The sequence below is a fragment of the Paenibacillus sp. sgz302164 genome (assembly GCF_056120505.1).
Map to the genome: position 1 here is coordinate 1 of NZ_JBVYOL010000001.1, position 24,344 is coordinate 24,344.

Genomic DNA, 24,344 nt, shown 5'->3' on the forward strand with positions numbered 1-24,344 from the left:
GGCAATCTCATCCACGGCACGGCAATCTCATCCACGGCACGGCAATCTCATCCACGGCACGGCAATCTCATCCACGGCACGGCAATCTCATCCACGGCACGGCAAAAGACGCCTTCATCCCTAACGGGTTTGAAGGCGTCTCTTGTATTCCCCTGCCGTCACAGGCAGGGGCTTCTTTTCGATCCGGCAAAGCCTTCCCGGATCAGTTTGCGGCCAGCGCGGAAATTTCCGAAGCGCTCAGGGCTCTGCCGTAAATTTTGAACTCATCGATCAGGCCGTTCAGATACGGGTCCGACCATTGCGATTTGCCGATGTAGTTTTGCGTCAAATTGCCCAGGTTGGCCGGAGATAGCGTCATGCTTGTATTTCTTGCCACTTCGACTCCGTCCACGTATAAAATGCCCGTGCTGCCCGAGTGAGTCACGGCGACGTGCTTCCACACGCCTGTTGCCAGCGCGGCAGTCGTATTAAGCTGCTGCTCTGCACCGTTGCTGCTGTTCGTAATCGCAAACCTGAGCCCTGCGCCTCCCGCCCTTGGAGCCAGGAACATATACGAGTTCGTTCCTGAACCGAAGTCGAAAATCCGCGCCCAGTCGTCCAACGAATTGACTTTGACCCAAGTTGCGACGGTGAAATCGGTCAAACCGTTGATCGCTCCCGACGGCAGGGACACGTAGCCGTTCGTGCCGTTCAGGCTGGCGGCATTGCCGCTTTTGCCGGCCGCCCAGGTGATGCCTCCGTTCAGCGTCGCATTAAATCCGTTGCCTGAGGAATCGGACGCTGTCGTTCCGGTCGTTTCGTTGAACTTGTAGTATGCCATCGTATCCGGCAGTTGTCCTCCCGCTTGCAGCTTCACATCATAAGTAGCTGCCGTACCGATGTTCAGGTTGACGACGGTTTTGCCGCCGTTTGTGGCAATCGCCGTACCTGCGCTGACATTGTTAACCAGCACGTTATAAGTGCCGGCGGCCAGCCCGGAGAACGTAACTTTAGTCGTATGCGCAGCCGAAGTCATTGTGTTTTTCAAAGTGAAGCTGACATCGTTCTTGGCCGTTGCAACCGTAGCCGTCGTGTATTGATCGCGTTCAAGCTCCATGGAGAATTTCTCCGTGATCAGATTCAGCCGCTTGGAGAGGCCGTCCTTCGGCGTGACCGTGTACTTGCCGCCGCTGAGCGTGACGTCTGCGCCGTATCCGTACAAGCCGAAAATCGGATCTACAGATACATCGGCGCTAAGCACTTTCAGCGCTCCGAACAAACCGAGATCGGCTTCGCCGCTCATGCCGCGCCAGCCGTTGAACAGCGGACCGCCGTCCAGGCCAAGCGCGCCGTAGTTGCCTTTGTTCGCCTGATACGTCCAGGATACGGCGCCGATGTTGGCAGGATCGCTGCTGATTTGCCCGGAGTTGATGGCACCGATGTTGGCGATTTTGGCCGCATAGGACAAGCGCTGCTCAACCTCCGGAGTCGCCGAGTTGTTCTTGATCCAGTCATCCATCGCAAAGCCTGCGAGCGAAGTGGTGTATTGGAAGTTCCACCAGTTGTCGCCGGTAATCGTGACGGGATCGGCGTAATAGTACCAAATCGGCATATGACCGCGCGACGCTCTCGTTTTGGCGTTGATTTTGCCTTTAATCGTGTTGTTGTTGTTCATTTTGGCCAGCATATAGACGGATTCTTCGCCTGTATTGTCATAGCTGTATTCCGAACCGTACGGATAAGGGCTGGACGAGAAGTTGTTGTATTTGGTCGCCATTTTGCTGATGATATCGTTGGCCTCGGTGTTGTAGCCTTCATCCTGCAAAGCTTTGATAATGTCCGGTGTCGTCATTTCGCCCATCAGCCCGGTATTCCAGTTGTAGGAGACAGGTCCGTCGTACAGCGCTTTGAAGATGTTGTAGGCGCGCAGCAAGTACGTATTTTTAGGGTTTTTGTACGTGATGAGATTCGGGTACATCTTGGCGATTTTGTACATGCTGAAATACGTGTTGTAAATGTGCGGGTACGCGTAGCCGCGATACGTCGGCGTCGTGTTCGGCGGCGCCATCAGGAAATCGGGCACCAGATAATCGCTGTGATGGCCGCTCATCAAGTTCGTCCAGATCGCGGTTTCCAAATAATTGTCAAGCGCAGTCACCTCGGTAGCGACAGGCGACATTGCGTTTTTCTCAGCCAAGAACTGTGCGTGGGTGTATCCCCAATCGTCGCCCCAGCCCCAATAACCGGCAAAATTGTTGCGTTTGGCCTTCGACTGCATCATCCAGTCGTCGAACACTTTATCCCGGATATCGCCGGGCACGTTCCACTGCTGGTTGTTGACCATAAACGTAGCGTGCCGCTGCAAGGCCGTGTCGACCGGCTCGATCGCGTAAAATTGGAGCACGGTTTTCTCGCCGTTGCCGTACTGCACCGTAATGTTGTTCTGGCCCAAATGACTCATCGTCAGCTGGTAAATTTTATGATCCGTTCCTACCGTGTTCACAAACGAAACGTTCGTTTCGGAAGGATATTGCGGGGTTACGGAAGTGATCGTTTTGGATGTGTGAAGGTCGAATTTGGCCGTCTGATTCGTCGGCACGATCATGCCGGGCACTACGTTGAAATCGACCATGCCTTCGTTGTACAGTCTGTCTTGAACCGCATATTCGTCTGCGACTTTAAAAAATTTGAACGCATACGTTTTGCTTGCTCCCGGAGCGAGCGTCAGGCTCGTGTTCGGCAAATAGCCCCGGTTGTTGCTTTTGATCACGTTCGAATGAATATAATACACGTTCAGCCCTTTGGCGTAGCCGCCTTGATCGGCTGCCCACATGCTGTTCGGATGCTCCTCCACCCTCCAGTTGTCCTGGTACTCAAATCCCGCGCCGGTCGTCGTGTCGGGAACCATCAACAGGAAAGGACCGATCCCGCTCGGCCGCTGGGCTACGAGGTAGGAGCTGTTATTGCCGATGAAAGCATGCGATATCGTGCGCGTTTCATAGATTTCATCGTTGTTGCCGGCGGTGAAAAATTCGTTGAACGGGATCGGCAGGCCGAAATCCCCGATTTCAAGCGTTTGGTTGCTCGTATTCGTCACGGTAATTTGCCATTTCAAGTAGTCGCCTGCGAGCGAGTAAGATTCGTCGACTTTGAAATTGCGGATTCCCTGGCTGTTGCTCGAATTTTGGTAAGTTACATTAATAGTGTTGCCGCTTTGCGAAATCGTTCTGGCATCCGACGACTTGTTCGTAAGCGCCGGCGTCCAGGCGCCGCTGCCAAGCCGGTAGGTGAACATCAGCTCCCCGACCCATTGGTGATCGGCCGTATTTTGATTCGGCGCGTTCGTCGCATTCAATACATAGTTCGTCGGATACGTATCTCCCGTTATTTGCAAAGAGGTAATCTCGCCGTTCGTTCCCGTCTGCACGTTGAAGTTGCCGTTCGAGATCGTGTTGGCCGAAGCCAGCTGGGGAATCAACATGATAGCGCTTGCAGTAATGGTCGAAGCGACTAACATTTGAAGATTCCGAGAACTTGAAAACTTGTTCCAATAATTAAGCAACGTTCGTTTCATCATTGTCCTCCTCATTATTGTATTCGCTTACCAAATTGCCGGGATGCTTTTAACCCGCTGCCAAATTGCCCTGCTGCCGCTCCTTCCAACCACCGCCTTGTCTGTTCAATTCTCCGCAGCCATCTCTTTCCATCAAGCTCGTCCCGGAGTTTGTATACACAAGTATCATATAGGATGCGAGCGCAATTGACATTAATCTTTCCAACACCTTTTTTAAAAATTTCAACTTTAACCGCATGAAAACGCGCATGAAAAAGGAGCACGTCCCCCGCTCGCAGCCGCGGATTTTCGCACAGCTTGGCGGGCCGGAAAGTGCTCCTTCATGCGCCGGGAGGGCTCAAATCATGGCAGATTTGGGGCTGCCGCCGGATTTTCCTTCACCCATACGCTCATCTCTCCGACGCCGCGGTTGCCCCAGGCGTAATACGGAATGAACGTGACGTCGGCAGCGCTGGCAGGCCATTGTTTGCCGCTGACATACAGCGCGTTCCCCTCCTCGGGCACCGCGGTACGCACGCAAGGCGCCTTGATGACGTGCATGCCGCCCAGCAAAGTTTCGTCGTACTCCACCCGGCAATCCTCTTCGCCGTTGAAATAGATGAGATGCAGATTGCCGCCGTTATCGGCTTCCTCCATGCAGTACACGAACGGCCCGCGCTGCAAAGCCGCTTTGCCGGCAAGCTGGCGGACGAGCGGATGCCCCTTGACCGCCTTCACTTCCAGCGCGAAGCGCACGTCGACCCGGTCGCCGTCGTTCCAGCTGCGGGTGATGCGGGCGTACCCGTCCGCCGCCTGCGAAACCGGGCAATCGGCCCCGTTCACCCGGACACTGAACGACTGGCCGCACCAGCCGGGAATGCGCAGCGCCAGTGTGAAGTCGGCCGGCTGACCGCCGGTCCCGAGCAGGAAGCTGACGCTGCCGTCGGCCGTATACTGCGACACCTGCTCCAGCTTCAATTGGCGCCGGCCGGCCTGAATGCTCGCTTCGCCGCCGATATACAGATGCGCGTAAAGCGTGCCGTCGTTCCATGTGTACACGTACTGATTCAACGAAGCCAGCAGCCTGGCTATGTTCGGCGGGCAGCAGGAGCAGCCGAACCACCGCTGGCGCTGCACCTTGACGTGCTCGTAAATTTTGTTGACGGCGTTGGCCGGCGGGTAAACCTCAAGCGGGTTGACGTAGAAAAAATGTTTGCCGTCCCGGGCCATGCCGCTGATGACCGTGTTGTACAAAGCCCGCTCCAGCACGTCCGCATACTCGCCCTTCGCTTCGATCTCCAGCATGCGTCTGGCGAAAAAAATGAGTCCGATGGAAGCGCACGTTTCGCCGTATACCGTGTCGTTTGGCAAATCGTAATTGAGCGTGAACGCTTCGCCGTAAGCCATGGCGCCGATCGCTCCCGTAACGTACATCTGTTTGCCGACGATGTTGGCCCACAGCCTTCGGCATGCTTCGAGCAGCCCTTCGTCCTGCGAGAGCGCCGCGACATGGGCCATGCCTGCGCACATGTAGACGACCCGCACGGCGTGTCCGACCGCCGACTCCTGCTCGCGAACGGGCAGATGGGCCTGGCTGTAAGCCAGATCATGGGCAATGTCCAGCTCCGGAAAATGGACCTTGCGGCCCCGCTTTTCATACTCCTGCCGGTAAAAGTGCGGCTGACGCCCCCGTTCGTCCAGAAAAAACTGGCTGAGCTTCAAATAGCGCTCCTCGCCGGTCGTTTCGTACAGCTTCACGAGCGCAAGCTCGATTTCCTGATGCCCGTCATATCCCCGCAGCTTTCCCGGGGCGCTGCCGAAGACGGCATCGATATAGTCCGCGTACCGGCAGCATACGTCGAGCAGCGCCCGCTTGCCCGTTCCGCGGTAATACGCGACGCCCGCTTCGATCAAATGCCCGGCGCAGTATAGCTCGTGGCATTCCGCCAAATTCGTCCAGCGGCCGTCCGGCTCCTTGAGCGTGAAATACGTGTTGAGGTAGCCGTCCGGCTGCTGGGCTTTTTCGACAAGACGGATGACGTCGTCCGCCACCTTTTCCAGATCGGGGTCCGGCTGTATTTCCAGCATGAACCCGACGGCTTCCAGCCATTTGTACAAATCGCTGTCCTGAAACACCATGCCGCCGAACGGGCCCTGCTCTTCTCCCGCCGCAATGCGGAAATTGCGTATCGCGTAGCTGGGCGCTGCATCGTCGATCCGATCGTTAAGCGCATCCCATTGGTACGGGATCACGACATTTTTAACCAATTGAATATAGGGGGACCAAAATGCATCGGCAATCCTGACTTTGACGGAATCCCGGAATTGCGCCGCTTGCGGCTTTATCATATCAAGCACCTCTTTCTTTTATGGCTGTGTGTCCTGCTTGCGCAGCCGGATGACGTTCCAGGAAAGCTGCGGCAGCCGCGCGCTGAGCAGACCCTCGCGAGCGGCGGCGTCCCCTCGGGAATGCGGCGCCACTTCGTGCATGCGATGAGCGGTATTGACCGCTTTCGCATCGTTATTTTCCAGGACGATATGCTCTGCGACGCGATATCCTGCGAAGCTGCGCACGTCGCATTCGAAGCTCATCGGGCGATCCAGGCTTTTGTTAACGGCGAACAGCGTCAGTTCTTCCCGTTCTTCATCGTGAACCGCGACAACGTCCAAATAAGGAACGTCGGTAAAATCTTTCGAATCGTATTTGGGCGAATCGACAAACGCATGCAGGACAGTTCCTCTGCCGTACACCGAGGCATGCATATAGGGGAAGAAAATCGTTTGGCGCCACGCCGCCCCTCCCGTTTCGGTCATAATCGGCGCAATGACATTGACAAGCTGCGCCAGACAGGCGATTTTCACCCGGTCCGCATGCTTCAGCAGCGTAATGAGCATGCTGCCGACCATGAGCGCATCCTCGAACGTGTACACATCCTCCAGCTGCGGAGGCGCGACCTGCCAAGGCGTAATTTGTTTGTCCGACTCCAGCGTATGGAACCACACGTTCCACTCGTCAAAGGAAAGCATCATCGTCTTCTTGCTGCGCTTCTTCGCTTTTATATAATCGCACACCGCCGTAATTTCCCGGATAAAGGCCGACATATCCAGCGATCTGGCCAAGTAATTGGCGGTATCGTTATCTGCGTTTCCGTAATACGTATGCAGGGACAAATAGTCGACGTTCTCATACGTATGATCAAGCACGGCGGCTTCCCAATGGGCGTATGTCGGCATGCTGCGGAATGAACTGCCGCAGACGACAAGCTCGATGCCCGGGTCTACGTATTTCATCACTTTTGCCGTTTCGTTCGCCAGCCGGCCGTATTCGTCGGCCGTTTTGGCGCCGATTTGCCACGGGCCGTCCATTTCATTGCCGAGACACCATGTCTTGATGCCGTAAGGCTCCTTGTATCCGTGCGCAACCCGCAAATCGCTCCAGTACGAGCCTGCGGGATGGTTGCAATATTCCAGCAAATTTCTGGCCTCGTCGATTCCTCTTGTGCCGAGATTCACCGCCATCATCGCTTCTGCGCCTGCGCGCTTTGACCAGGCCATGAATTCATTCGTGCCGAACAAGTTCGGCTCCAGCACCCGCCACGCCAGCTCAAGCTTGGCCGGGCGTTCCGCGACAGGACCTACGCCGTCCTGCCAGTTATAGCCGGATACGAAATTGCCACCCGGATATCTGACGATCGGCACGCCGATTTCGCGAATCATCTCAAGGACGTCTTGGCGAAATCCCAGTTCGTCCGCTGCGGGATGGCCGGGCTCATAGATGCCCCCGTATACGGCGCGTCCCAAATGCTCGATGAAAGAGCCATAGAGACGCTTGTCGACTTCCGCCACGCGGAAATCTTTATCAATTTTCATTGCAGCTTTCAATTCAGCAGCCATTTCTCTTCCTCCTGTTATCTCTATGGCCGGCAGTCGCGGTTAGCCTTTGACGCCGCCCACGGTGAGACCTTCTATGAAAAAGCGTTGGAAAAACACGAACAAAATCAAAATCGGCACAATCGACAGCACCGCCCCGGCGATGAGCACGTCATAGTTGTCGCTGAGCGGGGATAAGAAGGTGGCGAGCCCGATGGGCAGTGTGAACTGGTCCGTCGTCCGCATGACGATGATCGGCCACAGGAAATTGTTCCAGCTCGACAACGCCTGCAAAATCGCCATCGACCCGTAAGCCGGGAGCATAAGCGGAACCATGATGCGGAAAAAGATGCCGCCTTCGCTGCAGCCGTCAATCCGTCCGGCATCCATAAAATCTTTGGGCAGCCCGGTGGCGAACTGGCGGAAGAAAAAAATCGGCAGCGGCGCTACCGCGAACGGCAAAATAACGCCCCAGATTGTGTTGATCAGCTTCAGCGCGATCATTTCTTTGTAAAGCGGCAAAATAATGATTTCCACCGGCACCATCATCGTCACGAGCACGAGGGAAAAAATGAAATTTTTACCAATGAATTTATACATCGCCAAGCCGTAGCCGACCATAGACGAGAACAGCAAGCTGATCAACGTAAACAAAAAGGTGATGACCACGCTGTTTTTGTACCACACAAAATAATTTTTGGCCGAGCCTGTGCCGGCAAATATCGCCTTATAGTTTTTGAAGCTCATGAGATCGAAGTCCCATCTGACGTTCAGCCCGTACCGGAACAATTCGGTCGAAGGTTTCATGGAACCGAGAAAAAGCGCGTAAAGCGGAAAAAGCGCAAGCACGGACAAAACCGCAAACAGAATAACCAGCAACGCCGTTGAAACCGCTTGGGCGCGACCTGTTTTCATGCCCCTATTCCTCCTTCCGGAACAAGCCGAATATGACTAATTGCACGAGATTGACCAGCAGCGTGATGGCCAGCAAGGCAATGCCGATCGCCGCCCCGAAGCCGAGATTAAAATATTGGAACCCTTGCTGATAGATGTAACCGACGATCGTCAGCCCGATGTTTTGCGGCGAAGGTTTGCCCGCCCATAGCATGTAGCTCTCCGTAAACATCGCGAATCCGCCGTAGATGCTGATCGTCAGCACGTAGATCGTGATCGGCTTCAACATAGGCACCGTAATGCGGAAAAACTTGCTGAGCGTCCCTGCGCCGTCCATTTCCGCCGATTCGTACAAATCTTTCGGAATGCCTTGAAGCGCCGACAAGTAATACAAAATGTTAATACCGATCCAGCGCCACGACGCCAGCACGACCATCGCCACCATGGCCAGATTCGAAGTCAGCAGCCACTTCTGGCTCGGCAGCCCGAACAGATGCATGACCGAATTCATGAAGGAGCCGTCCAGCTCGCCGAAAATAAGGCGAAAAATAACGCCGGCCACGACGACCGAGGTCAGCGCCGGTATAAACAACGCCGAACGAAAAAAATTGCGGGCCGGCAGCAGCTTGGCGTTGAGAAATACCGCCAGCACCATCGGCACGGGAATCAAAATCAGCAGCGTCCAAAACGTATAGCGCGCGTTGTTGTAAATCGCTTTGAAGAAATCGGGATTCCACAGTTTGACGTAATTGCCTACGCCGATGAATTTCTCTTCGCCCGGAATCATTTGCTGAAAGCTCATGATGACCGAGCTGACGATCGGATAAGCAAAGAAAAGCAGAAATGACACGATAAACGGCATGACGAACAAATACGGAGCCAGAGATAACGATCTCCTTGTTACGGCCCTTTGTCCGGCGATTCGCGCCGGCGTTCGTTCGGTTGCTTGCTGGCCCAGAATACGCATACTCATCCTCCTCCGCCGAAAAGAACAGTTCACCGGCACAGCCATGTTCATGACCGTGCCAGCGACCTATTTTCGCAAAGCTTTATTTTTTTCGCAATTCGTCGCCGACCGCTTTGAGCACTTGAGCCGGATCTTTTTTATCGAGGAAAATTTGCGGCATCGCTTTATTGCGGATCGCATCGAATACGATCGGCTCGTTATCCGTAATGTTGACGGGAGCGATTTCGTCTTTCACTTTGAGCAGCGTATCGAAAATGTCGTTGCCGAAATAGTCGGTGAATTTGTTGGACTCTTTCATCGCCGGATCTGTCCAGGCTTCCGTTACGATCGGATCGAAGCCGAGCTGCTTCCAGATCTGGATGCCGCTGTCTTTGGTCAGCTTGGCGTAAGTCAAAAACTTTTTGGCCAGCTCGACATGCTTGGACTGATCGGTAATCGATGTGGCCGTTCCGCCCATTCCCGCAGAGCGGTTGCCGCCCTCCGTCCAGGCAGGCATCGGACGAACGATCATTTTGCCTTTCAGATCCGGCATTTTGTCGGTGAATCTGCCCATGAACCAGAACGGCATGAATACGGAAGCGGCGCCGCCTTTGTTCATAAAGCCGAAGTATTCCTCGGTATCGTGACCGGCGCCCGGCGCTACGGCCGCTACCTTTTCGTTCACGAGCTTCTGGAAAAATTGCATCGTTTTAATATTGATGTCGTTGTCGATCGTCACATTGCCCTGCGCATCGACCTGGTCCGATTTCTGCTGCGAAATGGCCGGCCACCAGGACCAGTTGCCGTTGCCTTCGAACGTGATGATCGGCTTGCCCGTCTTGGCCAGCACCTGTTTGCCCGCTTCTTCCAAATCGCTCCACAGCTTGATGTTGTCCGGATTGACGCCCGCTTTATCGAGAATTTCCTTGTTGTAGTAAATGACCGTTGCGCCTACGTGGTAATCGACGCCGTAATATTTGCCGTTTTTGCTGTAAATATCGACGCGCGATTTGACGATCTTCGGAAGCATCGGCGGGACGATGTCGTCGAGCGGAACGAGATTGGACTGCCCGCGCACAAAGTTCGGGAATTTGCTTTGCTCGATGTCCGCCAAATCCGGCGCGCCGGTTTTGGTTTGCAGCGCGATCAGCAGCTTGGAGTGCATATCGTCGTAAGGAATCGTCGTCGCCTCGAGCTCGATCGGTTCGTCGGGATGCGTCTGGTTCCAGCTTTTCGCCATGCTTTCCCAATATTTCTGATGCAGATCGACGAATGTCCAAAACGTTAATTTGGTCGGCGCCGCAGCCCCTTTCTTGCCTCCTTCGGGCTTGGCGGATTCCTGGGTGCCGCTTCCGGCCGCCGCGTTTGGCGATGATTTTGCTTCCGGGGTGCTTGAACATGCGCTCAGCACGCTGGAGATAGCCAAGCTTAGCGCCATCGTCGTAAACAAAGTTTTCTTCATTTCTTTCATCCCCTAATTTTTCATTTTTTCAATCTATGCTTAACCCTTGTCGGATTCAAGCTGAAAATGGCGGCGGATCGTTCTTCATTGTTAAACGTTTAAATTAAGCCTCATGCGACTGCGGCGCGGCTGCAGGCGGCGCTACCGAATCCCGTTCCACGAGCCGGCAAGCGAGCATTTTCCCGGGCATACTCCGGTCAGGGCCGATCATGCGGGTAATCTCCTCCATCGCGTAATAACCGATTTCATGCAGCGGCAAATCCATCGTCGTCAGGCGCGGCGTCAAAAACTCGCAAAACTCGCGGTTGTCGATGCCCATGACGGACAACTGCCCGGGAACGGCGACGCCGAGCTCGGCGGCAGCCTGCAGGACGCCGGCGGCCATCACGTCATTCATCGCCAAAATCGCCGTTGGCGGACGCGCCGCATTCAGCAGCTCCACCGCCAGCAAGTAACCGGAACGTTTCTCCCAATCGCCGATCTTGATCAGTTCCGGGTCAAAAGGGAGCTCCCACTCCGTGACGGATCTGTAATATCCCTGCAGCCGCAGGCGGGAGGGCATCGAATCGATGCCGCCGCTAATGAGCGCGATGCGGCGGTGTCCCTGCTTGACCAAATACGTCATCGCATCGAAAGCCGCCTGCTCGTCGTTGTATTGAACGGACGCATGCGTCTGCGCGTAGCCGTATGTAAACACAAGCGGTCTGTCGCCGGTATCGATCAAACCCGTCAAATCCCTCGTATGGATGCTGATGTAGATAACGCCTTCCACCTGCTTGCTCAGCAGCTCGGATACGGCCTCCTCCGCGTATTTGCGGTAAATATCGACATCGGTAAAATTTTTGCCGATCCTTTTGTCAAGCCGCAGATTCGTCAGCAGAACATGCATGTCGTGGCGGTCCGCATAGTCGTGAATGCCGTCGATAATTTCCGGCACATTAAACACCGTTACGTCCTCGGCGATGACGCCGATCGTGTTCGTCCTTCTGCGCTTTAAGCTTTTGGCGATATCGTTGGGTTTGTAATTCAACTGCTGAATAACTTCAAGAACGCGCTCTCTCGTTTTTGAGCGAACGTTGCGGGTGCCGTTGATCACGTAAGAAACCGTCGCCGTGGATACATTGGCCTGTGCCGCAATATCTTTCATGCTGATTCTGGACAATGATCCTGCCCCCTCAAGTTAAACGATTAAACTTTTTTGTAAGCGCTACAAGTTCATCATACTGAAATCGGGCCTGTTTGACGACCCAAAACTTCAACCACTTTTTTAAAAATTCCAACCTTTGCGCCGATTTTATGGAAGCGCTTTATTTAATTGCTACAAATTGTCTCCTCGCCACTCCGCAGATGGGGCAGCAAGGAGTCTGTCTGATGTACTTATGTAGACGGTATGTTTATGCAAAATGACTCAAAATGACTGCGAACCGACCCGCAGCGCGAGGTGCTGCGCTGCATGTCGGCGGTCGGTCGACCACACGCGGACACAATCTGCCCAGCCGCACGAAGAAAACCTGCAAAAATACATGAATTTGCATCCCTGATCGCCGAAATGGACCATTATTGCAGAAAAAACCTGCCACTTTCGCAGGTTTTTCCCCTATTAAGCTGCTTCCTGCCTAGTTGCGCAGTTCCGCGACCTACGCCGGGAGAGGCGAGCGCCCAGAAAAAGCGGCTGGCCCCCAAATTAAGGCCCTCTTGTTCCCCTAGCCCTCCGCACAGCTCCAAGTGCGCGGTGTTGCGCTGCATGATGGCGGTCGGTCGACCACACTTTCTCGGGCAGCTTGATTTATGCAGCTTTAGCGGTAAAGATGCAGCCATCATTCATTGCGTATGCACAAAAGCAACTCCGCCCGCCAGACTCCAAGGAGAACATTTTAAAAATTTGAACTGCTTTCTCTGCCCGCGATGCACGCTCGCTCCCGGGTTCGCCGCCCCGCCTTTTACTTCCGCACACGGCAGAGTGATTCTGAACAGGGGGGAATATCGCGGGTCCGCCTCCAGCTCGATAGTGCCGTGATGAAGCCGATAATTTTTTTGCAAATCGCAAGACCTATCCCTGTACTATCCTTCACCGGACTGTCGCTGTGCACAAATTGTTCGAAAACTAGCTCTTTGATCGGCTCCTGAACACCGATGCCGCTATTCCCGAGCCGCAGCACAGCCTGCCCGTCCTTGCTTTCGCAAGACACTACAACACGGTTCCCGCCGGATTATACTTGAGCGAATTGCCGATCAAATTGGCAATGACGCGGTTCATACGCACTTTGTCCAGTTTGACAAACAGCCGCGAACATGCATCTTTTTGCTCGTTGATGTGCTCGTGCTGACAGCATTCCTGCAATTCTGCAAATTGTCGATAAAGTGAGGGGGTAGAGGAATCAGAGGGCGGCGCAACTGCTCTTCAACCATTCTTCAGCCGCTCCCCTCCAACTCACACCTCTCCCGCAAAGGTTGTGGTGATAAAGCGGGAGGCACGAGACGGCCTGCAAAGGGAAAACCTGCCAAAGTGCAGGTTTTTTTCGCAAAAACAGTTCATTTTGGTGAAAAGCCTGCGATTGTGCAGGAATTTTCGATGAAATTGAATGTAAACCCATGTTCGTGCTGAAAAGCCTGCACAATTGCAGGAATATTCCGTGGCCAGCGTCTCACCCGAGCAAAAGCCTGCACTTTTGCAGGCTTTCTTCGCCGCATCAGGCAAATGATGCGACCGCCTCTGGCGAGCGGAAGGTTCCTAGGGGTGACGTCTATGGCGTCATGGGGGTTTCGCAGGCTTTTCCCGCCGGCTGCGCCGGCACAACAAAAAAACCGTCAGGGAAGTCACCCTGACAGCAGCGCATCAGCCATTATTGGCGAGGAGGAAATTAATGATCGCCAAGTCGGGAATTTTGTACCCTTCCGGGACGGCCTCTTTGATTTTGTTCCAAACGTATTCATTCACCCATATATGCGGGGTTGGCGTCATATCATAAAAAAAGGAGATATACATGTCGCTAGGAACCATGCGGTTTCGCCTCCTTCGTTACGTTTCCGTATATTTTCATAATTCTGCCCATCATGGCGTCTACAGACCAATAGTTCGAAGCCCATATTTGCGCAGTCATGCCTAAATGCTTTCGAAAGTCGTCGTTTTCAAGGAGAAGCCTCAGCTGTTCAAATAAAACCTCGATTTGGCCGGACGGAAAAACAAGCCCTGTTTGTCCGTGCAGCACCATTTCCGGCAGTCCGGCAGCGTCGGACACGACTACAGGCTTTCCGACCGCTTGGGCCTCGATAACGGAAAAAGGCTGGTTATCCTGAATGCTCGGCATAACGAAAATATCCGCCTGTTTCAGCAAATACGGCACATCATGGCGATATCCCAAAAACAAAACGTCGTGCTCTATGCCAAAATGAATGCACTGCTGCTTCAATTGCGCCGCCACCTCGCCTTCTCCGGCAATCCAGCATACCCAGTCATCGCGCACCTGCTTGAGCCGGACCAGAGCCGACAACAGATGATGAATGCCCTTGACTAAAGTAAGACGCGCCGTGCAAAGAATCGCTTTTTTGCCTGGCGGCGGGGAAAGCGGAGCGTCATAAGTATCCACTTTTTGCAGAAAAGCCGGGATATCTATGCCTGTCGGGCACACGGTTATTTTTTGTTCGGGAATAGCGAGCGTGTTGACATATATGTTTTTAAGCCAGTGATTCGACGTAATGATCATATCGCCCGACATCGGGCCTTCCCTTTCAAGAGCCAAATAATATTGTCCAACCTGCGTTTTTTGAAAATTTTCTTCCGTTAAAGCAGGATTGGCCGTTTGTGAAACGAGAAACAATTCTCGTGAAACGGCTCCATGAATGTTGGCGATCAGCGGAATATGCGGCGGCTTGACCCGGCCGATCGCCCGGGCGGAAATAATATCCTGAGCATGGATGAGATCATACTTGTCCAGTCCGAAATACGCTGCTGCAAGTTCCATGCCAAGGCGGTCCGCTTCGGCACTCAAAATTTGCTGATTCGCAAAATAGTACGCAAACATAGGCTGCTTCAGCTTTTCATGCAGCAAGGGGAGAAACTCCTGCTTCGATATCACTGCGTGATGATTGAGATGAAACCCTGTAGCGTCAGGAGTGCTGCCCAATATATCGACTTCATGCCCCATGGATTCCAACTGTTTTTGCAACTGCTGCATGAAGGTCCAAACGCCGCCTAAATGAGGAATGATCCAATATGTGGCAAGCAATATTTTCAAGCATGTCCCTCCTTTTTGATCAAACTTTCATAAATCGATACCACTCGTTTCATCGCACTGTCTATAGACCAGTTATCCGCGGCCCACTTTTGCGCATTATGGCCCAACCGGTGTCGATAGGAGTCATTTTCCAAAAGGAGTTTTACATGCTGAAATAATATGTCGCTTTGACCCGTAGGAAAAACCAGCCCCGTATGCCCGTGATCCACCATCTCCGGCAAGCCGCCGGAATCGGACACGACCACCGCTTTGCCGGCCGCTTGGGCTTCTATGACGGAAAAAGGATGATTATCCTGAATGCTCGGCAGTACAAAAATATCCGCCTGCTTGAGCAAATACGGCACATCTTGGCGTTGGCCTAAAAACGCAACATGCTGCTCGATCCCAAGCGCTGCGCTTTGCTGCAGCAGTTCGTTTTTCATATCGCCGTCGCCGGCAATCCAGCATACCCAATCATCCCGTTCCTGCTTCAGCAGCGCAAGAGCCGGCAAGAGGTGGTGAATGCCTTTGATTAAAGTCAACCGGGCCGTGCAGAGGATGATCTTTTTGCCGGGAAGAGGTGTCAATACGGAATCATACATATCGGCTTTTTGCAAAAAGGAAGCGATGTCCATCCCGTTATGGGAAATGATGATTTTATCCTGGGAAATGCCGTGCTCCCGAACGATCATTGTTTTCATCCATTGATTCGAGACGATCACCTTGCCGGCCGCCTGGATGCCGCTTCGTTCCAAAATCAAATAGTACCGGCCTATGAACGATTCTTTAAACTCATCTTCAGTCAAGTGAATGTTTTCGTTTTTCATTTGCAGGTACACTTCTTTCGGAATCGTTCCGTGGATACTGGCCAGCAGAGGAATATGCGAAGGCTTTACCCGGCTGATCGCCAAAGCCGCAATAGCATCATGGGCATGGATGATATCGTATTCGTTCAATCCGAAATAAGCGGCGGCAAGTTCCATACAATAGCGGCTGACTTCGGCGTACATAACCCGGGGATCCCGCAAGCCGGCGAACATCGCCTGATTTTTTGCATATAAGAGAGGGGTTAATTCTTGGATGGAGAGCGCCAGATTTCGGTTGATAAAATGGTATGCAGAGCCGTCCAGCGAATAGCCCATAATATCTGCTTCGTGCCCTCTTGATGTCAATTCTTTTTGCATTTGCAGCATATGAGCCGATACGCCGCCTACGTCCGGAATCCCCCATTTGGTCGTTAGAAGTATGCGCAATAGTTATCCCTCCTTCATGCAGCTATGACACGCGATTAACAAAAATATGCCGACTAGCCCATATTCCGAAGCAAATGCGTTTATATGGATTTATTTCTACTACATCTACAATGTATGAAAAAAAAGTATATGAGACTGTGCCATCTCCCTGAGCGAGTTACCTATTTTGCATGCAGGCGGCTGATAAATAAAAAAATCTACCTTCCGCTCCAAAAGCTTACCGATATCCTTTTTCTATCGCGTATTTCAATTCGACGTCCTGTCCGTCCATTACGCTTTCTTTGAACGTTTCTTCGTTCAGGGGAATTTTGATGTCGGGGACTGCGCCCCCTACCCCTGTCGCGTCAGCATCGCCTTGAATGACCCCGTCTTGATTAAGCGACCTTCCATCAGGGAATTCGATCACGTATCCTTCCGGCATCTTTATTTCTATGGGGCGGCTCATCAGTCCGAAAGAACCGGCCGTAGATGTAAACCCTACGATCTTAACGCGGGGCAAACCTTTTAAAACCAGCGGAATCCCTTCTCCCGAACTTCCGGTTCTGCTGTTGACCAATATGGCTACGTTTCCGTCGTAATACGGCTCCATAGGCTTGACTTTGACAACTTCATTGCGGTTCAGCTCAAATTTTCCCGTGTATCTATTGTAATAACTGACATATTCATAGTGCTTCTCCTCGTTGACAAAAAAGCCGGCCAAATTGGCGGCAAGCTGGTCATCTCCGCCCGGATTGTTCCGAAGGTCGATAATCAGGCCTTTAATGCCCTTCTCCTGAAACAGTTTCAATGTATCAGCCACGCTTTTTTCAGGTGAACCGACGTTTGAATTGGGAAGAAAATGCTTGATTTTCACATAGCCATATCCATTGTCGAGAATTTTGCCTTCGATGGGCGAGCCGTCCAAATCTGCTTGTGTGAGTTTTATTTTCGTCTTCTTTAAAGTCTCGAATTGATCGTCATAAGCGGTCAGGCTCGTTTTGACGGAGCCCGCTTCTCCCCAATTTCGAAACACCACTTGTATTTCCTTGCCGATTGGAGCCCGGACCATGAACCGCCCTTGATTGAACTTCTTCACTTCATCCGTTGCCATGCCGGTCTCGCTCCAGACAGTCCGGTCAAAAGCTTCTTTCCCGGATTTTCCGTCCCAGGCGATAATTTCCGCCCCCAGCTTGATGCCGCTTTTGAAAGCCGGGCTGCCTTCCAGAACAAGGCTGACAAGCACCTTGCCGTCATCCAGTTGAACGGTGCTTAGGCCAAAGCCGCCGCCCACCTCGTCTTTAAACACTTTGTTGCCGTCATATACGTTGTCGTTCACAATTTTGATATGTCCATCCCGCATAGAAAACAAATACTCTCGCAAAGTTTTGTAGTACAAGTCAATGTTTTTGTCTTTCTCGGCCTGTTTGAATATAGGTTCGTACTTGTCTTTTCGCTCATTCCAATCGATTTGCTTCCATGTTCCGAACGGATATTCCCGCGACAATCTCTCGTTCATTGCCAGAAATGCTGCGGAGTAGCTCATCCCGCTGAAATCGCCGGGCGGGTTGTAACGCAATACACCTGCGTACATAATCGCGAATACAAGGAGTACAGCCCCACATGTGCAGCCTGCGAGCCTGAACAACCGAAACAACTTCTTCTTCGGAGCGGCCCAAGGCCGGCCTGGCCGAAACAGTCTCCTGAGCGTGCACAAAAAAAGGATCAACACCAGCGAGTAAAGGACCAGAGCCAGCAGCGTAGCGTCTCCTGACAGCAGGCTAGCAATGGATACCAGCATGCCCAAACTCGGTAAATAATCCATCCATCTGTAGTATTTCTTAAAAGGTACTGCGTGCATCGTCAAAACGAATAGCGCAATGGCGTACAAAACCAGTTCATATACCGTCAGCCATTTCATCGAATCCATCGTGCCGATCATGCTCATTTCCAATCTCCTCCCATTCATTTTCTCCTAATGTTTCATGCATTACATTCGGAAGAGTAGTGGAGAAATATGAACGGAGCGTGAACGGATCTATGAGTTGGCAGGCGGAGCGGCAGGCAGTTGAACGACCACTGTCGTGCCTTGTCCTGCCTTGCTTTCTATATGAATGCTTCCTTGGTGAAGATCAACAATTTTTTTAGCGATGGCGAGCCCAAGACCGCTGCCCTCGCTGCGGTTCCGGGACCGGTCCGTCTTGTAAAACCGCTCGAAAACACGGCCTAACTGCTCCGGCGCAATCCCGATTCCGGAATCGGCTATCGTCACGGAATATCCGTTCATGCGGGAGTTTATCCGAATATGAATACGCCCGCCTTCGGGCGTAAATTTGATGCTGTTGCCAAGCAAATTTATCCACACTTGATTAAGCTGATCGCGATCAGCCGTTATTTTGACGGCCCTGAGCAGGTCCAGATCAATGCGAATGCTTTTTCCCGACCATAAAGGTTCGCAGCTCACGACTACTTGCCTGATTTGCTCGTCGAGATGAAATGTATCTTGCTCCAAAGGATAGTGATTCGATTCAAGAGAAGCGAGCTTGAGCAAATTGTCGCTGAGCCTGGATAGTCTCCCGCACTCCGCCAAAATAATATCCAAATACTGCACGCGCTCACCTTCGGCAATCAGATCGGTGTCCATTAGCGCTTTTGCAAACCCGGATATGGACGTTAACGGGGATTGAATTTCGTGCGATACATTCGAGACAAAATCTTGCCGCATCTGCTCCAACTGCCTGAGGCCAATCGTCATCTCGTTAAAGCTCTGCGCCAGTTCTCCCAATTCGTCCTTGCGCCGGGTTCCCAGCTCCACCTCGAAATCCCCCTTCGCAAGCCGTCTGGTCGCTTTGGTCAAATGTTTGATCGGCTTCACGACATACATCGCGGCAATGAGAATGCAGACGCTTCCCGTCACTAGGACGAACAATAAAATAGTCAGAAACAAGCGAATGATAGTTGCTTCGTTTTTGGAAGAAGGTTTCAGAAATAGTGCTTGACGCTCACCGTTGATCGGAAACGGCAGCCCGACGAATGTCTCATGATCTTCGGAGGTCGATCGGTAAATCCCTCCTTCCCGGACTTGTTGAACGGACTGCCGGGAAATCGCAAAATCGTCCGTGTCAGGACTATATTTAAATGATTTTACATCGCCGGAACCGGTGTATAGTTGTACAGAATAGGAGGTAAGCGCCACCATACTTTCCAGGAACCGATCCAAATTTTCCGGACTCGTCTGTTCGTAGACCCGAATGATCTCCTTGCCGGCAGCTATCAAATCGTTCTGTCCGACAGCATTTATTTTTTTCTCGAAAAGGGCAAGCCCGGCAAGAACGGATACGAGCAAGCCTACTGTCATTGCGGCCACAAACGTGAGCACGATGCGGACGTATAAAGATCTCGTCATTTATTCACCTCAAGCCGGTATCCGAGGCTGCGGACCGTTTCAATGCGGAAATGATTCGCATCGCCGGCAAAACGTTCCCTTATTCTTTTGATGTGAACATCGATGGTCCGGTCATCGCCTTCATAATCCATCCCCCAAATTTGTACGATGAGCTGTTCTCTTGTAAAAATTTGCCCCGGATGGCTAGCCAGCTTAAACAGCAGCTCGAACTCTTTGAACGGAATAACCAGTTCTTCGTCACCGCGGAAAACTTTGAAAGCCAGCCGGTTCAACTCAATCCCGCCTAGCCGGATGATCTGGGAGGCAGCAATACGGTACCGTTTCAACAGTGCTCTGACTCTCATCACAAGCTCGAGCGGATCGAAAGGTTTGGTTACATAATCGTCCGTCCCCAACTGAAAGCCTTTCACTTTCTGTCCCGATTCACCTTTCGCCGTTACCATCAGAAGCGGAATGTCCGGATACTGGCTGCGGATCTCCCTGCACAGCTCCCACCCGTCCATATGGGGCATCATAATGTCGAGGATAACGACATCGACTGCCGAGTTTTCCATAACGGCAAGCGCCTCGACACCGTCAGCCGCCTCGACAATTTCAAACCCTTCGTTCTTCAAATACAGCGCCATGAGCTTGCGAATATGCGCATCGTCATCTGCGACAAGTATTTTGGCCATCTTACTGCGCCCCTTTGAATTCGTATATCGCCGACAACTCCCGGCGATTTCTATCTTATTCGACGAACAAGGGTTAGGACTCCTTTCCAAAAAGCAATAGTAATGCCACCCATTATTTCCGCCTCATGCTGCGGATCCATGCTTTTGAATCCTGGTCCACCCGGAAGGATTCGGTAATTTTTTGCAGCGATTTGTTGAAGGTGAAATCGTCCAGGGAATTGTTCGCCAAATACGCCATGGTTGGCTCGGGGAACTTCACATAGCAAATTGATACCGCCCAGGCAACCGCCATTTTGACGTAGTATCCTTCATGCCTGATGCCGTCCAATATGTGCAATACCCGGTCCACGTAGTTTGCTTCCACGTAAAAATCAAGCAGCATGACTACGCCGAAACGTATTTCATACTCTTGGTCGGACGACAGGTAGGGCTGCAAAAAGTTCCACACCGGCTCCATATTCGCTTTGGTAAATTTTAATCCTGTGCAAAAGCTGTCGCATACCGACCAATTATCGATTTTGGGCACAAAATCGGCGATATGGCGCAGTATTTCCGGCGCGTCTGCTTGTGCATATCCGATGATCATGCCCTGCAGCATGACTTCTTCAAAATATTCGCTTTCGGCATGTGCAAGATAAGCGCGCCAATCGCCCTTGGCGATCGACTTGGCCAGCTTGCGCAGCTCCGGCAGCCGGACGCCCAACACATTGTTGATATTCGGGATCAGCGCTGCGGAAAATTTTTGATAGCCCTCGTCCGCCAGCTCCAGCAATTGCGCTTTCAACGTTTTTTCCACCTATACTGCTCCTTACGCTTGATGTTTGCCGCATTACTCAAATGAAATAGCCCACAAATAAATGGACGCGACCGAGCCCAGCGGTGAATATGTGCGGCAGTATTGGTCAAACTGCTTTTTCGTAATCGTGCTGAGGCCGTACAATTTCATCATCCCGCGGCGTATGGCGATATCGCCCCAACTGACGACATCCGGACGCTCCATGGAATTGATCAGCATCATTTCCGCCGTCCATTTGCCGATTCCTTGAAGCGTCGTCAGCTTTTCGATGACTTCCGCATCGGACAAATCGTACAGCTCATCCAGTTGAAACAAGCCTTGGTCGACCATTTCCGCGATATGCCGGATGCAAACCGCCTTTTTCATCGTCATCCCGCATTTTTGAATATCGTCGGCAGACTGCCTGGCCAAATTGGACGGAGAAATGTCCCCGAACTGAACCTGCATGCGCTCCCAAATCGTTTGCGCGGACTTGGCCGAAATCAGCTGGCCGACAATGGCATGAATGAGCGCCGCAAACAGATCGGGAATGATAACGCGCTCCACCTTGCCCATCCGTGCCATCGCGGCCCCGAGCGTCTCGTCCACGCTTTTCAGATAATCGATCTCTTCCTGGCCATAGTCAAAAAACTTTGTTCGAACGGTTTGCAAGCGTTTTCCTCCACTACATATTCAATGCATTAACAATAGTATACTTGAACAGACTCGAAAAGTAAGAAAAATCGAATATAATCGCAAGATAGCAAAATGAAGCGCAGCGCACAAAACCTCCGGCTCATCGCGCGAAACGATGAAACACGGAGGTTCTGCCTGCTGCGGTCCGGGGAACGGTCAGCCCTTTGTCGCCCCGGCGGCGCAACAAGCACGGGGACGATCGAAATGGCCGTTCCGGCGAACACCATATCCCACCGGGACGCGTATTCGCCGACGAAGCCGAAAATTTCCACGATCATCGTCTTCGGCTTTTCCGAAGGCGGATTACGCCGGTTTCACCCACTGCTCGGCACGAGCAGAACAAGGAGCAAGAGCCGCTACGCTTGGACGATGTTTACAATCGGATCTCTTTGGCCTAAAATGGCTAGTAATCCAACCGTTCAGGATGGAGTACTCTTCAAAGCAAAAAAATAGATAGGGAGATGAATCACATTGCCTTATATCAACCTGCAAATTACAAAAGGCGCCACCCGCGACCAGAAAGCGCAGATTGTGAAAGAATTTACCGATACGCTCGTCCGCGTGCTCGGCAAAAAACCTGAACATACGCATATCGTCATTCAAGAAATTGAGGATGAAAACTGGGGCTTTGCCGGCGTGCTTACCGATGATTTCAAAAAGCGGTAACTTGCTGTGCAACTCTCGGAGAGGAGCCGGAAGCATCGGTTAACGGCTGCTCGTTCTCAGATGCCAGTCGCCGGCAAATGCACGTAGAAAACTTGCGAAAATCAGAAACCAGAGGGGGCACAGCCGCTCTTCCCCAACCCGCCCCTCTACTGTTGGGGTGCTGAAGGGAGGGCAAGACCGCTTGACAGGGAGAAAAACCTGCGAAAGTGCAGGCTTTTTCCATGAAAGCAGCTCGTTTTGGCGAAAAGCCTGCGATTGTGCAGGAATTTTCGGTGAAAATGGCGCTGAGCGCAGGTTCACGGCGAAAAGCCTGCACAATTGCAGGAATTTTCCGTGAGCAGCGCATCCAGCGAGCAAAAACTGCACTTTTGCAGGTTTTCTGCACGCAGTCGACCGACCGCCGGCAGGCTGCGAAACTCGCGCGCCGGGGGCTGCGCGCGGCGCGGCCGGCTCCGGCGCGTGGGAGGCTTTCACGCTGCCAAGCCGCTTTGCAGGCCGCAGCGCCTCCCCGGCCCCTTTCCGGCTGCGCCTCCCGGCTCAACGAAAAAGAAGCATCCAGACCCGCTGTCTGCGATGCTTCTTTGGCTTCCCGTTTTATGCGGGAACGGCCTTTTTCCTTACGAATCGTCTGTCCGCCAAATAAACGACGATCAGAGACAACAAGCCGACACCGATCGGTATGCCGAACGCTTCGTACGAAAATGGCGCTCCCTCAAGCTTAAGGTGGCTTGTGGCGCGGTACTCAAGCCGCTTGGCGGCGAATTTCGCCGTCCGGACATCTTCCTGCTTCGCCAAGTCTTCAAACGCAGGCTCCATCGCGAACCGCTGCGGCGCATCGCTGTGCAGATAAAGCTGCTCGGCTTTGCCGCCGTGCTCGTTCCAGCTTCGGATATCGTCCGCAGCGCGCGTCTTAACGTCAGCCCCGACAAAAATCATTTTGTCGAGCTTCGGAGCATCCGCTATTTGATAGCGGGCGACCAGATTCAGACCGTGCCGGGTTACTACCGGCTCGCGTTTGCTTGATATCGTCAATGTCGTCGTCGTGCCGGAAGCCCCATACGTGTCAAAAGCCGAGGACAACGCCAGCTCGTCGGCACCATCATACAGCAGAACCCCGTTCTTTTTCTTGCTCCACTGAAACGCGTTGTTCATAACATAGACGATATCGCTCAATCCGACCGTGAAAGGCTCCATTTGCGGATGCTGAACAAAATCGTAGGAAGGATAATTCATTGCCTTCGCCACTTTTGCCGCCGCCGGCTCTCCCATTTGCTTGGATATGACGTACAGCGTGGCATCGGTTCCCGAAGTCAGACCTGCCGAAGAGACTATGTTGCCGTCAGGCACGTAACGCTGATCCCTTTTCCAAGTCACCTCGGGATATGTTTTTTCCAATCTGGCGATTTCTCCCCAATGCGTTGCCGCAGACTTCCCGTTCAGCAGGCCGGTATCCGCCAAATTTTCCGCCCCGTTGCAGATCGATAGCAAGGTCGTTTCCTTGCCTGAGTGCTTCCTGATCCAATCGCGGACAGGCTTGTATTTCGCCTCATCCATAATCGGCATGAATGGGATCACGATCACATCCGGACCTTTGCCCGTCAGTTTGTCCAACTCGTCGAAAGTGTAATGCGGTACAACATCAACACCGCCGGTCAACGATTTGATGTTTTTGTCGGGAGCCGCCGCAAACACATTGTACGAGTCCGTCATGGAGAACATTTCGTATGGAACGAGAAAATCGAACACCTCGGTCACTTCATTCGCCAAAATAACGGCTACGGTCGGCTTTTTCGAATCATAGGCTGGAGCCTGGATGCTTTGTAAAGAAGCAGGAACCGGCTTATCGTAAACCGACATCGCCTCCTGCATCGTGCTCATGGAACCGATCGCCCCCATTCCTCCCACAACCAAAACAAAAACACACACATACACGATGAAACGCCATACTTTTTTCAATTACTTTCTCTCCCTTGGTTTTTT

General features: G+C 52.6%; 19 protein-coding genes. 2 read left to right on the forward strand and 17 right to left on the reverse strand.

All coding sequences use genetic code 11. The features are described from left to right. A partial coding sequence (locus AC0LWT_RS00005) for a hypothetical protein (RefSeq protein WP_474679174.1) occupies positions 1-254 on the forward strand: 254 nt, incomplete at its 5' end. Here the strand turns inward: AC0LWT_RS00005 and AC0LWT_RS00010 are convergent. The 16 genes from AC0LWT_RS00010 to AC0LWT_RS00085 form a co-directional block, all read right to left on the reverse strand. Continuing rightward, positions 203-3,460 carry a DUF5695 domain-containing protein gene (locus AC0LWT_RS00010; protein WP_474679821.1) on the reverse strand — a complete coding sequence of 1,086 codons (3,258 nt, stop codon included), beginning with the start codon at positions 3,458-3,460 and terminating at the stop codon, positions 203-205. The two genes, AC0LWT_RS00005 and AC0LWT_RS00010, sit on opposite strands and share 52 nt — an antisense overlap. A gap of 435 nt (positions 3,461-3,895) precedes the next feature. Beyond that, a complete protein-coding gene (locus AC0LWT_RS00015) occupies positions 3,896-5,881 on the reverse strand; it encodes a glycoside hydrolase family 127 protein (RefSeq protein WP_474679175.1) in 1,986 nt (661 codons plus the stop codon). A gap of 18 nt (positions 5,882-5,899) precedes the next feature. Then, a complete protein-coding gene (arfA, locus tag AC0LWT_RS00020; RefSeq protein WP_474679176.1) occupies positions 5,900-7,426 on the reverse strand; it encodes an arabinosylfuranosidase ArfA in 1,527 nt (508 codons plus the stop codon). Positions 7,427-7,465: 39 nt separating this feature from the next. After that, positions 7,466-8,317: a carbohydrate ABC transporter permease gene (locus AC0LWT_RS00025; RefSeq protein ID WP_474679177.1), complete on the reverse strand. Its 852-nt coding sequence runs from the start codon at positions 8,315-8,317 to the stop codon at positions 7,466-7,468. Between the two features lie 4 nt (positions 8,318-8,321). Beyond that, on the reverse strand, positions 8,322-9,269 hold the full coding sequence (locus AC0LWT_RS00030; RefSeq protein WP_474679178.1) for a carbohydrate ABC transporter permease: 948 nt from the start codon (positions 9,267-9,269) through the stop codon (positions 8,322-8,324). A 76-nt stretch (positions 9,270-9,345) separates the two neighbouring features. Then, positions 9,346-10,704 carry an ABC transporter substrate-binding protein gene (locus AC0LWT_RS00035; protein ID WP_474679179.1) on the reverse strand — a complete coding sequence of 453 codons (1,359 nt, stop codon included), beginning with the start codon at positions 10,702-10,704 and terminating at the stop codon, positions 9,346-9,348. A 103-nt stretch (positions 10,705-10,807) separates the two neighbouring features. After that, positions 10,808-11,866, reverse strand: a complete 1,059-nt coding sequence (locus AC0LWT_RS00040; RefSeq protein ID WP_474679180.1) for a LacI family DNA-binding transcriptional regulator — start codon at positions 11,864-11,866, stop codon at positions 10,808-10,810. A 778-nt stretch (positions 11,867-12,644) separates the two neighbouring features. Continuing rightward, on the reverse strand, positions 12,645-12,893 hold the full coding sequence (locus tag AC0LWT_RS00045; protein ID WP_474679181.1) for a hypothetical protein: 249 nt from the start codon (positions 12,891-12,893) through the stop codon (positions 12,645-12,647). Positions 12,894-13,540: 647 nt separating this feature from the next. Then, a complete protein-coding gene (locus AC0LWT_RS00050) occupies positions 13,541-13,705 on the reverse strand; it encodes a hypothetical protein (protein ID WP_474679182.1) in 165 nt (54 codons plus the stop codon). Continuing rightward, positions 13,695-14,939, reverse strand: a complete 1,245-nt coding sequence (locus AC0LWT_RS00055) for a glycosyltransferase family 4 protein (RefSeq protein ID WP_474679183.1) — start codon at positions 14,937-14,939, stop codon at positions 13,695-13,697. The genes AC0LWT_RS00050 and AC0LWT_RS00055 overlap by 11 nt, the downstream gene beginning before the upstream one ends. Beyond that, complete coding sequence (locus AC0LWT_RS00060; RefSeq protein WP_474679184.1) at positions 14,936-16,171, reverse strand: glycosyltransferase family 4 protein; 1,236 nt, start codon at positions 16,169-16,171, stop codon at positions 14,936-14,938. Before AC0LWT_RS00060 ends, AC0LWT_RS00055 begins: the two co-directional genes overlap by 4 nt. Before the next feature lie 217 nt (positions 16,172-16,388). After that, the gene (locus AC0LWT_RS00065; RefSeq protein WP_474679185.1) at positions 16,389-18,095 is read right to left on the reverse strand and encodes a S41 family peptidase; all 1,707 of its coding nucleotides are present in this window, start codon (positions 18,093-18,095) and stop codon (positions 16,389-16,391) included. Between the two features lie 90 nt (positions 18,096-18,185). Then, complete coding sequence (locus tag AC0LWT_RS00070; RefSeq protein WP_474679186.1) at positions 18,186-19,553, reverse strand: HAMP domain-containing sensor histidine kinase; 1,368 nt, start codon at positions 19,551-19,553, stop codon at positions 18,186-18,188. Continuing rightward, positions 19,550-20,227: a response regulator transcription factor gene (locus tag AC0LWT_RS00075; RefSeq protein ID WP_474679187.1), complete on the reverse strand. Its 678-nt coding sequence runs from the start codon at positions 20,225-20,227 to the stop codon at positions 19,550-19,552. Before AC0LWT_RS00075 ends, AC0LWT_RS00070 begins: the two co-directional genes overlap by 4 nt. Before the next feature lie 112 nt (positions 20,228-20,339). Beyond that, positions 20,340-21,023 carry a DNA alkylation repair protein gene (locus AC0LWT_RS00080; protein ID WP_474679188.1) on the reverse strand — a complete coding sequence of 228 codons (684 nt, stop codon included), beginning with the start codon at positions 21,021-21,023 and terminating at the stop codon, positions 20,340-20,342. A 33-nt stretch (positions 21,024-21,056) separates the two neighbouring features. Continuing rightward, positions 21,057-21,674, reverse strand: coding sequence for a DNA-3-methyladenine glycosylase family protein (locus AC0LWT_RS00085; protein WP_474679189.1), 618 nt, complete (start codon positions 21,672-21,674; stop codon positions 21,057-21,059). Between the two features lie 495 nt (positions 21,675-22,169). On the opposite strand from AC0LWT_RS00085, the gene AC0LWT_RS00090 reads away from it, so the two are divergent. After that, positions 22,170-22,364, forward strand: a complete 195-nt coding sequence (locus tag AC0LWT_RS00090) for a tautomerase family protein (RefSeq protein WP_474679190.1) — start codon at positions 22,170-22,172, stop codon at positions 22,362-22,364. A gap of 594 nt (positions 22,365-22,958) precedes the next feature. On the opposite strand, the gene AC0LWT_RS00095 is transcribed toward AC0LWT_RS00090, so the two are convergent. Continuing rightward, entirely contained in the window at positions 22,959-24,320 is a 1,362-nt protein-coding gene (locus AC0LWT_RS00095; RefSeq protein ID WP_474679191.1) for a DJ-1/PfpI family protein, read from the reverse strand. Positions 24,321-24,344: the final 24 nt, after the last annotated feature.

Coding starts and splice junctions, on each gene's coding strand:
- AC0LWT_RS00030 (WP_474679178.1), bottom strand. CDS start 9,269: ATGAGTATGCGTATTCTGGGCCAGCAAGCAACCGAACGAACGCCGGCG.
- AC0LWT_RS00035 (WP_474679179.1), bottom strand. CDS start 10,704: ATGAAGAAAACTTTGTTTACGACGATGGCGCTAAGCTTGGCTATCTCC.
- AC0LWT_RS00050 (WP_474679182.1), bottom strand. CDS start 13,705: ATGGTTCCTAGCGACATGTATATCTCCTTTTTTTATGATATGACGCCA.
- AC0LWT_RS00025 (WP_474679177.1), bottom strand. CDS start 8,317: ATGAAAACAGGTCGCGCCCAAGCGGTTTCAACGGCGTTGCTGGTTATT.
- AC0LWT_RS00015 (WP_474679175.1), bottom strand. CDS start 5,881: ATGATAAAGCCGCAAGCGGCGCAATTCCGGGATTCCGTCAAAGTCAGG.
- AC0LWT_RS00070 (WP_474679186.1), bottom strand. CDS start 19,553: ATGACGAGATCTTTATACGTCCGCATCGTGCTCACGTTTGTGGCCGCA.
- arfA (WP_474679176.1), bottom strand. CDS start 7,426: ATGGCTGCTGAATTGAAAGCTGCAATGAAAATTGATAAAGATTTCCGC.
- AC0LWT_RS00010 (WP_474679821.1), bottom strand. CDS start 3,460: ATGTTGATTCCCCAGCTGGCTTCGGCCAACACGATCTCGAACGGCAAC.
- AC0LWT_RS00075 (WP_474679187.1), bottom strand. CDS start 20,227: ATGGCCAAAATACTTGTCGCAGATGACGATGCGCATATTCGCAAGCTC.
- AC0LWT_RS00065 (WP_474679185.1), bottom strand. CDS start 18,095: ATGAGCATGATCGGCACGATGGATTCGATGAAATGGCTGACGGTATAT.